This window comes from Faecalicatena contorta (genome assembly GCF_021531995.1).
Classification (GTDB): Bacteria; Bacillota; Clostridia; order Lachnospirales; family Lachnospiraceae; genus Dorea_A; species Dorea_A contorta_A.
The window spans coordinates 1-11,898 of the sequence record NZ_JAFBIZ010000097.1 but is presented as its reverse complement, the minus strand read 5'-3'; the positions used below and the strand labels follow the sequence as shown (position 1 = coordinate 11,898).

The window sequence follows — 11,898 nt, the reverse complement described above, 5'->3', positions numbered from 1 at the left end:
TCATAATTTCACGCTATAATCAATATATCAAATAAAGAAGACAGTAGTTGTACTTATCGTTCAATTACATTTTGTATGATTACTGGACTTCGCCTAACAACAAGTTAAATTTACATAGATTTTTTCCATTTCCTTCCAAAAAGGAGACCGGCAGTATTCTACCGGTCTCCTTTTACATATCACGCTTCGCCTGTACTGTCGCCATAAAGCTGCTTCCTACATTTCATACCATCAAAAACCTAGTATTCTCCTGTTATACCCTGAAACCAGTCCCAGGCATCCTGGATCAGGTCACCTCCGTCATAAGTTTCTCCCAATATTGCATAGATATAATAGACCCTGTCCTCTTTCACCTGCGCATTTGCGTACGCACTGTCATATACAGCCATCCGAAGACACAGATTGCAATAAACGATCCATAGATCAGTACCGTAGCGCGCATGCCGTTTTTCACCCCGCCGGCAAAGCCTTTCTTTAAATCTGATATCCCCTGTTCCTTTTCCTGATAATAGGGACACTGAAAATATTTTCTGGATTCATGACGCGGATCACAGTATACATCAATCATAGAATACGTAACTTCTACACCTTTTGCTCCACAGTAACAGGTCTCATTGTATGTCAGTCTTCCATACGGACATTCCATATCTTTTTCCTCCCTCATGTTGCTATAATCATTCTCAATCATTATAGCAAAGGATACCGGTATACAAAAAGATGTGGCATCTCCTGTGGCAAAGTATTCTTTTCAAAACTTTCTGCTTTTCAAAGAAAAATATTTATCATAAGTCTTCTTTCGTCATGCGTATCTTTTTCCATTCCGACTGCGGCGAATAATTCCTGGATAATCCATCGTCACTGTACAGCACATATTCTGCCACATCATCCGTATATCCGATCCACTGAAGCTGTTCTTCGCTGACATCCGCAGTAGTTCTGGCTTTTTCATCCAGAATCGCAAGCGGCAGCATATATCCTTTCCGGACAAACAGAACGACTTCATCCAGCGCCACGTCGATGTAATGGTGACCCTTCGCAAGTACTTTACATGCTCTGTCATCCAGAGAGCGCATAGACACCATCAACATATCCTCGGGCAGATACACATATCTTCCCTTTGCATTCTGCACATAGACCGGCGCGATCATGATGCTTTCACCAACAAGAAGCTGATCTTCGACACGGTATGCCTGCACATCCTCCGGATAATCAAATGCCAGCGGTCGAAAATACATCTCATCCTTCAGCGCTGCCTTCATATATTCGCTGTATATATACGGAAGAAGTCCATAACGGATACGAATGATGTTCCGAAATGACTCAAGATGTTCAAACCGATATATTTCCTGACTTCTGGTTCCCATCGCCGCATGATTGCGCATCAGAGGTGTGAATAACGCAAACTCCAGCCAGCGCATCATCAGATCTTCGGTCGTATCGCTGCCAAACCCTCCGATATCAGAACCGGTATACAGAATTCCACACATGTTCAGTGACGGCATCTGCTGAATACTGAGAAGAAGCTGACTCCACCAGGCATTATTATCTCCGGTCCAGATGCCGCCATAACGATGCATCCCTATATAAGAAGATCTGGAAAACAGCAGTGTCCGCCGATCCGGCGCGATCTGATCAAATGCCTCCGCGGCAGCCCTTGTCATATTGAAGCCATACAGGTTATGCACTTTATCATGACGTACTTTTACCCCGTCCATATTATGATAAAAGCTCTGATAATCAACCTCACTGTTTGAAAGTCCGGATACCAGATCTTTCATATGAAAGAATTCATAGAGATCCAGGTTTTTCCCTTTCATTTCATCCAGTTCTTCCAGAACCTTTTTCAGATTCTTTTCCGAATAAAAGATTGCAGGTTCATTCATATCATTCCAGAACCCATCAATCCCCTGCTCCATCAGGACACGGTATTTCCCGCCAAACCACGCTCTTGCTTCTGCATTCAGCACATCCGGGAAATGAACCTTACCCGGCCACACTGCGGCCACAAAGTCCTCCCCATCCTCATCCTTGCAAAAGTAGTTCTCCCGAACCCCTTCTTCATAAACCGGGTATCCCTCTTCTATCTTAACTCCGGCATCAATGATCGGAACAAGATGGACGCCCCGCTCTTTCATCTCTTTCGTGAAATTCTTAAAATCCGGAAACGTGTCCTGATTGACCGTAAAGTCCTTATATCGTTCCATATAATCAATATCCAGATAAACGGCATCCAGTGGAATATCATTCTGATGATGCCCGTCCACAACTTCCCGGACTTCATCCTCCGTCATATAACTCCATCTGGACTGCTGGTATCCAAACGCCCACTTCGGTGCAATATAGCTGGTTCCGATCAGCTTTCGGAACTGTTTTACGATATCTTTAAGACTTTCTCCTTCCACCACATAGATTATACAGTCTTTGCCCGCCGTAATGACAAGCTCATCCATCCGGGTCTCTCCGACATCGAAAATGACTGTCCCCGGATCATCCACAAAGATTCCAAAGTTTTGCGCTTTATATTCGACTGCTGATTTCTTTGCGCGATTCAGAATCAGGAAATTATGAGCTCCATATAATGAATGCTTATTCTCCGTGTGGTGTGGATCATCCGTTGCATTGCTGATATAGGAGAATCCCCGTTTATTTATGCCGCGTACCTGTTCGCCAAGGCCAAATACCACATCCTCATCCTCCATACGACAGGATAAACGAACACTCTCCTCCTTCACTTCTGCCCGCATCACCGATAATTCCCGCTTACTCTCTGATACTTCCATCACAACGGCACGGGTATCCATCGGATGACCAAACACATATTTACAGATCATACTCTGTATCCTCCTCTGCTTATCTGTTTTTTAATCCCTTTTCATTATATCCCATTCGCAGATAAATGCAGTAGTATCATAACCGTTTTTACTCAGAAAGATATTTTTGAATCCAGTATCTGACCAGATTTTCTGACTCTTCCTGACTCATGGCGTGTCGTCCGTTGGCAAGAATCTCCAGATAATTGTATATCGCCCAGGAACAGCTCAGCTCCGACAATATACACACGCTGAATGTATCGTCATGGAAATACTGAATCATTGCATGTGTCTCTTCCGGAGTTCCAATCTCCCACTGGAAATTCAGCGGGAATTTTTCAGGTTCAATAAAGCGAATCCCATACCAGCCTTCCCTGCATGCAGCAAGCATCTCTTCGAACAGATATCTTCTATCCTTTTTCGTCAGTGCCCCTCTGATAAAATTAGAAGGATATTCCCGGAACACACCTGTCTGCACGAATTCTTCCACATAGGAAGGATTCATTAAGATTGTTGTATGGCCTGCACTTTTCTTTCTTCTCAAATTTGCCGCATATGCCACCAGCATCTCTACCATGCCATCATACCCCGGGATGTCCGGATTCATATAGCGCTGAATCAGCTCCCGGTTCCAGAACTGTATACTGCAGGTTCCGCTGCTGAGTTCATAAGAGTGTTGAAACGGGAACGCATTGATATAATTATCAGCCCAGTTTATTTCTTCAAACAGATTCGGCCAGTAACTCATAAGCGGACGACAGGTCTTTTCTATTCGCTTCATTAAAGCATGAAATACTTCTACAATTTCGGTTTCTGTATGTACCAGAGCATTCTTCCCATCTGCAGAAAACTGTATAACAACCTCTTCCGTTACCAGAATATTGGGAAACAGCTGTGACTCGCCAAACCGTTCTTCTGCACTTCCGTAATAATAACTGGAACGGTAGTTGGGCAGAGAAATGTGACATTGGAATACACTTCGCAGCATATCCAGATTGTGTTCTTTCAGATTCGTCTGTACCCCGTCAAAACAGAAAATCTGAAAAATCTTCAATTTTGAATATTGCTCCATCAAAAGAATTTCCGCCAGCATCTTACTATATCGCGGGGAAAAAATTACTTTTACGTAAGAGTCCTGTCCTTCCGCTTTTCGCATGAGAGAAACGATCGCTCTCTTGATATTCAGCTCTCCCTGGATTACGTTCTGAACCTCGGAATTCATCACAAGACTGGTATTAACGATTTCCCATTTAGATTTTTCTCTGGAAACGGAGATATCACTCAGGGAAAACAGAAATTTTTCGATTTCTCTATACTGCTGATATCTGACAGCACCAAGCTGTTCTACATCATAGGCTTCCAGTACGTCGGCACGTTCTTCCTGCGTAAGGCAAAGTGGCTCAATGATCTTCTCCAATACGTCCAGACTTTTCACCGGCCTTTTTCCCTTCAGATATTGATACATGGTAGAACGGTCGATTTTACAGATCTGAGCAAGCTGTGCAATCGTGATCTTTCGCTCTGCCAGAAATACAGTTAATTTTTCAGAAAATGTAGTCATTCTTATATTCCTCCTGTCTGATACATACAAAGCGGCAGTACTGCTCTGCAAAGATGTGGCAACTTTTGTTGCAAATATTTTTACCGGATCACGATGTCTTTCCTTCTTTATATTCTACAATGCATCCTTCATTGCTTTCACATACTCATATACGTATGGTGCCGCTTCTTCTCCATACTGTGCAATGATCTTTACAATGGCGGTTCCGACAATCTCCAGGACATCCATCTCGTGCAGAAGTCGAATACAGTGATTTCTCATCTCTTCTGCAGATGCGGTAATCTCTTCAATCGTCTCTCCCTTCATGGACAGAGCGGTAAGATAAGCGCTCTTCTGTACTTCACTTGCCTGATCACTCATAATTTCATTCATGACCTCTTTTGCCATGTCATAACTAATATCTTCTTTTTTTGCCAGTTTCAAAATTGCTTCTCGAATCATTTTTTTATTCCTCCTGTTAAATTCTTTATGATCTGAATTCCATCCGGTGTCAATACTGATTCCGGATGAAACTGTACTCCATATACGGGATATGTCTGATGCTGCACTGCCATGATCTCCCCGTCTTCCGTCACAGCCGTAACTTTCAATTCCTCCGGTAATGTCTCCGGAACTGCTGCCAGAGAATGGTATCTGGCAACCTGTATCTCCGGCTCCATTCCTCTGAAAAGATCCGAATCCGTATCCAGTTTTGCCATACTGGTCTTTCCGTGCATCAGCTGTTTCGCATAGGATACGGTAGCCCCATATGCTTCGCAGATTGCCTGGTGGCCAAGGCACACACCAAAGATCGGAATCTGTCCGCCAAGCTCCTTTACCACCTGTACACATACTCCTGCATCTGAAGGTTTGCCTGGCCCCGGCGACAGGACGATCAGTTCCGGCTGAAGCGCCCGGATCTCATCTGCCGTCAGTTCATCGTTGCGGATCACCTTCAGATCATCCTTTACAGAACCAATCAGCTGATAAAGGTTGTACGAAAAACTGTCATAATTATCAATCAGTAAAATCATCGTCAATTCCCCCTTTTGCCAGCTCCAGTGCCTTTACCACTGCTTTTGCTTTATTGATACATTCCTGATACTCACTTTCCGGAAGACTGTCTGCTACAATCCCCGCACCAGATCTTACAAATACTTTTCCATTCTTGGCAAATGCCAGTCGGATTGCTATACAGGTATCCAGGTTGCCGGTAAAATCAATATATCCGATTGCTCCTCCGTAGATTCCGCGTTTATTATTTTCCAGTTCATTGATAATCTCGCAGGCACGGAGTTTCGAAGCTCCGGAAAGTGTTCCCGCCGGAAGAATGGAATCGACCGCATCCAGTGCATCGTAATCTGGCCGAATCTTTCCGGATACCGTAGATCCAATGTGCATCACATGAGAATATCGTTCAATATTCATATACTGTTCTACCTTTACGGTACCGATCTGACTGATTCTTCCGATATCGTTTCTTCCAAGGTCTACAAACATGTTATGCTCCGCCCGTTCCTTTTCGTCAGAGAGCAGTTCTTCTTCCAGTCTCTGATCTTCCTCTTCCGTCGCTCCCCTCGGTCTGGTTCCTGCAAGCGGATAGGTATACAGCTTTCCTTGTTCCAGCTTGACCAGAGTCTCCGGCGATGCTCCCGCAATCTCCACGTCATCACTGGAAAAATAAAACATGTACGGCGAAGGATTCAATGTCTGAAGCACCCGGTATGTGTCAAACAGGCTTCCTTCAATCTCTGCTTCCAGCCGGTTCGACAGCACCACCTGAAAGATGTCGCCCTCCCGGATATAATACTTGGCCTTTTCAACCATCCTGCAATATTCTTCTTTGTTGAAGAGCGCATGAAATCCATTTTTTATCTGCAGCGGTTTATTTTCTGCCGGTTTCCCGTGTCGGATCAGCTTTGCCATATTATCCAGTTCATTTACCGCCTTGTTATATTCCGTCTCAAAATACTCCGTTCTTGCATTCACGATCAGGATAATCTTCTGTCGGAAATGATCAAATGCGATGACTTTATCGAACAGCATCAGATCCACATCTTTAAACTGTTCTTCATCTTCTGCATTCAATAGCAGTCCCGGTTCACTGTATTTAATATAGTCATAAGAAAAATATCCGACCAGTCCTCCGGTAAACGGCGGCAGATGCGAAAGTCTCGGACTCTTATAATCTTCCAGAATCTTACGGATCGCTTCTTTCGGATGCTCCACCCTTTCCTTCATCGTCATGCCGATTCGAATCCGAAGCATATGATCATGACAGGTTACTTCCAATGTCGGATCATATCCCAGGAACGTATAGCGCCCCCACTTCTGGCTGCTGTCCACACTTTCCAGCATATAGCAATGCTTGCTGACATTTTTCAGAATCCGCATCATTTCAATCGGCGTGATACGGTCGGAGTACAATTCCCGGCTGATTGGAACGATCCTGTAATCCCCGGATGTCAGTATTCTTTCAGCCTCTTCATAACATGGATATATCATAGTTTCCTCCTTTTCATTTGCCTGAATCAACAGTTCGCGCGTCCGCCCGGAGAGTTTTTACTCTATGGATACGAAGTTTCCCATAATGCCAAAAACCGTCCCTGACAGACAATTCTGTCAAGGACGGGTATATGTACAACATTCTTATTCTACATTACACTCGCGGTGCCACCTTGATTTGCAGATTCTACATCTGCACTCTTACTGGATACAAGCATATCCATGACAACTTACGTATGTCTTACGTCGGGAGATACTCAGATGATTGCTCTTTTCATCCCGCCCTCTGTGGTCCATTTAACAGGCTGCGTTCTGCCCGGCTCTCAGCTATCCGGGCTCTCTGTGAGTGCACGATCTGTTTTTATCTCCACTTCATCGGTTTAATACGTTATTGAACTAATATGTGTTATAGTTCTATAACCAAGAAAATACAAGTATTAATTTATATTTTTTAATTTATATTTTTCAATTTATTTTTTTACTTCTCTATTGATTTCACTAAATCCAGTGCTATAATATCATATATGGAAGCATAACTCAGCCGGTTATTTCCATTTTGGGGCATTAGCGCAGTTGGGAGCGCGCCACATTCGCATTGTGGAGGTCACGGGTTCGAATCCCGTATGCTCCATTTTCTTTTTCTGCATCTCATAACTCTAAATGGGCGATAGGACAAAAGCTTCTGCTCACCGCCCTGACTTCTTCTCTTTTTTAACTTTCACATCTCATTTCCCGGGCAGACAAATCTCACTTTTTTTCATACAGCCAAATTCTTTTTGATATTCCTGTTTTTATTCTTTTTTTCAATAAAAAATGGATATAGAATCAGCAAAACCGGCTCTACACCCAAAAGTATCTATCATTATCCTAAGGAGGGCACCTCATGATCTACGAAAAAATGCTTGCAGAAAGCAAACATCTGGAATCACAAATTAAATCTCTGGAGTCAAAACTAAAGAAATATCCTTCCGGAAAACTCTTTTGCACCAAAAACGGGAAACATTATAAATGGTATCTGTCGGATGGTAAAACACAAGTCTATCTTCCCAAAAACCAACGTCCTCTTGCAGAAAAAATGGCAATGAAGAAATACCTCGCACTGTCTCTGGAAGATTGCATCCATGAAAAAAGAGCGATCGATTATTATCTCCGTCACCACAATCCAAAAGGAAGTCTGGCAGAGAATCTTCTTCATACATCTGAATACACGAAGCTGATCTCTCCTTATTTTCTTCCTCTTTCTTCGGAACTTCAAGAATGGATGGTCACACCCTATGATTCTAATCCCAGGTACCCTGAACAATTCATATTTAAAACCGTTTCCGGCAGATATGTACGTTCCAAATCCGAGGTCATCATTGATATGTACCTCTCTGTACATCAGATTCCGTTCCGCTATGAAGCTCCTCTTACTCTTGATAATCTCACTCTTTATCCTGATTTCACAATACGTCACCCAGATACCGGTCAATTCTATTATTGGGAACATTTCGGTCTTGTTGACGATCCGGGGTACCGCAAAAAGATGAGTGAAAAATTAGATCTCTATACTTCTAACGGAATTATCCCGACCATGAATCTCATCACAACCTATGAGACCAAAGAACAGCCTCTAAACGTTGATTTGGTTGAAAAAATAATCCAGTATTACTTTTTATAATTTCTAGTCTTTTCTTCCTGAAGGTTTCCTGAAGAGCCCTGTCGCTCCACAACAAATTCTATCACAGTGGATGTTACCATATTTTCCACTTACGTACACCCATTTTTTTCTATTTTTCCTGTATATTTTCATGATTCATGAAACATTATGGGCAAAGACACGACAAATCTTTACTATCGCCCTGATATCTTCTATTTTTCAGCAAGAGACTCTTTCTGCCCGGGTGATTATAACATATTTTCATTTATATGCCCACAGTGCAGAACAGAAATCCATTTATATGCCCACAGTGCAGAACAGAAATCCATTTATATTTTTTCGCTTTACAGTGATAAAAAAGTAGTGTTATTACCAAAAACAGTGCTATAATGTGCTTTAGAAAAAATCAGATTACAGACAGACATCGGGAGGAAAAGAACATGATAGGACTTGGGACAATAATCAACACAGCAGCTATCATTGCAGGCGGGCTGCTCGGACTCTGCGTAAAAAAAGGCATGCCGGACCGTATGCAGGATGTTCTGATGCAGGCCTGCGGAGTTTCCGTCATCTTTATTGGTATAGCCGGCGCATTGTCAAAAATGCTCGTCATAGAGGATGGACAGCTGGGTACACAGGGGACCATGCTCCTTGTACTCTCGCTGGTTCTCGGTTCATTTCTCGGAGAATGGATCAATATTGAGCAGAAGCTGGAACTTGCAGGCGAAAAGATCCGTACTGCTGTGAAGGCTAAAAATGATGGGAAGTTTGTCGACGGTTTCGTCAATGTATCTCTGATCATCTGCATTGGTGCTATGGCAATCGTGGGTTCCATTCAGGACGGTATAAGCGGCGATTACTCCATGCTGGCAGCAAAAGCAGTCCTGGATTTCGTCATCGTAATGATCTTTGCATCCACCTATGGACTCGGCGCAGTATTTTCCGCCGTGCTGATCTTTCTGTATCAGGGAAGCATCACTTTATTTGCAGCGCTGTGTGGTTCTTTTGCCAGTGATGCCCTGATCAGTGATCTCTCGTATATAGGTTCTGTGCTGATCTTCTGTGTAGGAATCAACGTTGGATTCGGAAAGCGTGTTCGTGTCGGGAACATGCTTCCGTCCCTGATCATTGTCATTTTTTACCATATCCTGCAGGGACTTCATCTGGCATAGACAAAATCCTCTTCTATTCTCCTCCTTTTGCATCTTCCAGAAAATCTCTTCTGTACTGGGAAGGAGTAATTCCTTCCGCTTTCTTAAATGCTTTTGTGAACACCCGGTAATCTCCGTATCCGGACTGTTCTGCCACTTCGGCAATTGACAGTGAAGTAGCAAGCAGAAGTTTTTTTGCTTTTTCCATGCGGATGTTTGTCAGATAGGCCAAAAACCCGACTCCGATCTCATTTTTAAATAATTGGCTGATGTACTGTGCATTCATATGAAATTCCTCTGCAAGCACAGCCAGGCTGATATCCTCCGAAAGATGCTTCTGCATATATCTTGTAATACCAGTGATCACACGCTCTTCCTGCTCCATCGTTTCTTCCGTTGTCCGCTGTTCATACAGGGATATCTTAAGATTATCAATACAGGTACCAAACTCTTCATAATTCACAGGCTTTAAAATATAATCTGTAATCTGAAGCCGAAGAGCCTGCTGACAATAGGAAAAGTCATCATATCCGGACACGATCACATAGGCAATCTGCGGATGCTTGATGCGACTGAGCTGAATAACCTTTAATCCACTCATGATCGGAATATTGATATCCATGATCACAATATCCGGGCTCAAAGCGTCTATCTGTGCCATTGCCTCCATCCCGTCAGCCGCTTCACCGATTACCTCACAATCATGGGCTTCCCAGTTAAACAGTTTCTTGAAGCCCTCTCGAATCATAATCTCATCATCCACTAATAACACTTTTAACTTTTTCATTCTCTGACCTCCCAGGTAATCGGCAGACGCATGTGTGCAGTGACTCCACCATCTGCATTTTCTGTATACCACAGACCACAATCCAGTCCACACAGATATTTGATGCGTTTTTGAACATTTAAGATACCGATGCTGTTTCCCTCCAGTTTTGGTGCCTGTCTGTCATAGTGAAGAAGCATCTGATCAATCTTTTCCTTCTTTCCTTCCGCAAATCCACTTCCGGTGTCCATGACCTGAATTTCCATTCGTTTTTCATTATCCGGAAGCTTCTGTGCCACAATCCTTACTTTTCCCTGATATCCTTTATTCTTCAACCCATGAAGAAGGCTGTTCTCCACAATTGGCTGCAGGATAAAATTCGGAACCTGTACTCCGCCCAGATCCGGATCCATATCGTACTCACACTCAAGCTTTGGATAGCGATAACACATCAATTCCATATACGCTTCCAACAGTTCCAGTTCATCATCCAGTTCCACCATCTGCCGGTCTACCTTCACACTAAGCCGGAAAAAATCCACCAGACGCATCAGGAGATCTGCAACTTTCTTATCTCCATCCAGCTGTGCCTGGATACGGATGGTATCCAGTGTATTATAGAGGAAATGAGGATTTACCTGACTTTTCAGATATAACATGGACATTTTCTGCTCCGTCAGTTCTGCCCGCAGAATATCCGGATTCTCCAGAGTCAGATAAAATGCCAGAGTCATCAGTGTCATTCCCATTCCGCTGATCAGCCACGTCGGATGGAACGCCTGCAAAAGAGATACAAAGATCATAATCAGAAGAGCGACTCCAATAGCAAACTTTTTCTTCTGTTCAATCTCTTTCCAGTTCACCAGCAGCATCCAGACACACAGTATCAGATAAAATGCCGTGCTGACATAACATACTTCTGCATGAATTCCGTCCGAATAATTCCCCTGCGGCGTGACCGCGTAATGAACCGGGAGAACAACCGCCGCTACTGCCGTCACCACCAGATAAATCTTTGCTGCCAGATTCAGCCAGTGAAACTTACCGGTTCCTTCATCCACCAGAATCGCCATATACTGGTAGAACAGATATACAATCAGGGACATGGATCCGATAAAAATCCGATGCAGGATATCGTTGAGTAACCGAGGCACCGTATCCAGATGATTCACCGTATACACCGTAGCTGCGTCGAACACAAGATGAATAATCAACGCAACCAGCAGAATCGAAAATGTTCTGTGAAGTGGGGTGTACTTCCGCCCTGCCGAAAAATATATATATGCTACAAAGACAAGAATCAGAATCAGTGCGATTTCCATTCGAAGCATTCTATTCACCTCCTATAGATATTGTAACTTAGGCGTTTGCGAAACGCCACAAGCCGCATAAATACGGCATTTTTTAACTACAAAAAACAAATAACCCCTCACCGGATATGGTATAATAGAGTTGACGAGAAACTATAAACCATACATCCAAGAAAG

The 11,898-nt window shown here is 43.3% G+C and carries 9 protein-coding genes, 1 tRNA gene and 1 pseudogene; 3 read left to right on the top strand and 8 right to left on the bottom strand.

Annotated features, from left to right (window positions below; translation table 11 throughout):
* Window positions 1–349: 349 nt before the first annotated feature.
* The 6 genes and pseudogenes from JQM82_RS11990 to trpE form a co-directional block, all read right to left on the bottom strand.
* The gene (locus tag JQM82_RS11990; protein WP_235250575.1) at window positions 350–646 is read right to left on the bottom strand and encodes a hypothetical protein; all 297 of its coding nucleotides are present in this window, start codon (window positions 644–646) and stop codon (window positions 350–352) included.
* Window positions 647–782: 136 nt separating this feature from the next.
* On the bottom strand, window positions 783–2,831 hold the full coding sequence (locus JQM82_RS11985; protein WP_235250574.1) for a TIM-barrel domain-containing protein: 2,049 nt from the start codon (window positions 2,829–2,831) through the stop codon (window positions 783–785).
* 88 nt (window positions 2,832–2,919) lie between these two features.
* Window positions 2,920–4,371: a helix-turn-helix domain-containing protein gene (locus tag JQM82_RS11980; RefSeq protein WP_235250573.1), complete on the bottom strand. Its 1,452-nt coding sequence runs from the start codon at window positions 4,369–4,371 to the stop codon at window positions 2,920–2,922.
* Window positions 4,372–4,572: 201 nt separating this feature from the next.
* Window positions 4,573–4,812, bottom strand: a pseudogene (locus JQM82_RS11975) (anthranilate phosphoribosyltransferase); the annotation flags it as partial.
* A complete protein-coding gene (locus JQM82_RS11970; RefSeq protein WP_235250572.1) occupies window positions 4,809–5,384 on the bottom strand; it encodes an anthranilate synthase component II in 576 nt (191 codons plus the stop codon). The pseudogene JQM82_RS11975 and the gene JQM82_RS11970, both read right to left, overlap by 4 nt.
* Window positions 5,368–6,855, bottom strand: a complete 1,488-nt coding sequence (gene trpE, locus JQM82_RS11965) for an anthranilate synthase component I (RefSeq protein ID WP_235250571.1) — start codon at window positions 6,853–6,855, stop codon at window positions 5,368–5,370. Before trpE ends, JQM82_RS11970 begins: the two co-directional genes overlap by 17 nt.
* A gap of 558 nt (window positions 6,856–7,413) precedes the next feature.
* Here trpE and JQM82_RS11960 point away from each other — a divergent pair.
* The 3 genes from JQM82_RS11960 (at window position 7,414) to JQM82_RS11950 (ending at window position 9,666) form a co-directional block, all read left to right on the top strand.
* Window positions 7,414–7,486, top strand: a tRNA-Ala gene (locus tag JQM82_RS11960).
* A 252-nt stretch (window positions 7,487–7,738) separates the two neighbouring features.
* On the top strand, window positions 7,739–8,515 hold the full coding sequence (locus tag JQM82_RS11955; RefSeq protein ID WP_235250570.1) for an ATPase: 777 nt from the start codon (window positions 7,739–7,741) through the stop codon (window positions 8,513–8,515).
* 419 nt (window positions 8,516–8,934) lie between these two features.
* Window positions 8,935–9,666 carry a DUF554 domain-containing protein gene (locus JQM82_RS11950; RefSeq protein ID WP_235250569.1) on the top strand — a complete coding sequence of 244 codons (732 nt, stop codon included), beginning with the start codon at window positions 8,935–8,937 and terminating at the stop codon, window positions 9,664–9,666.
* A 13-nt stretch (window positions 9,667–9,679) separates the two neighbouring features.
* Here the strand turns inward: JQM82_RS11950 and JQM82_RS11945 are convergent, their stop codons facing one another.
* Both JQM82_RS11945 and JQM82_RS11940 read right to left on the bottom strand, forming a co-directional pair.
* Entirely contained in the window at window positions 9,680–10,432 is a 753-nt protein-coding gene (locus JQM82_RS11945; RefSeq protein WP_235250568.1) for a response regulator transcription factor, read from the bottom strand.
* Window positions 10,429–11,742 carry a sensor histidine kinase gene (locus tag JQM82_RS11940; RefSeq protein ID WP_235250567.1) on the bottom strand — a complete coding sequence of 438 codons (1,314 nt, stop codon included), beginning with the start codon at window positions 11,740–11,742 and terminating at the stop codon, window positions 10,429–10,431. The genes JQM82_RS11945 and JQM82_RS11940 overlap by 4 nt, the downstream gene beginning before the upstream one ends.
* Window positions 11,743–11,898 lie beyond the last annotated feature (156 nt).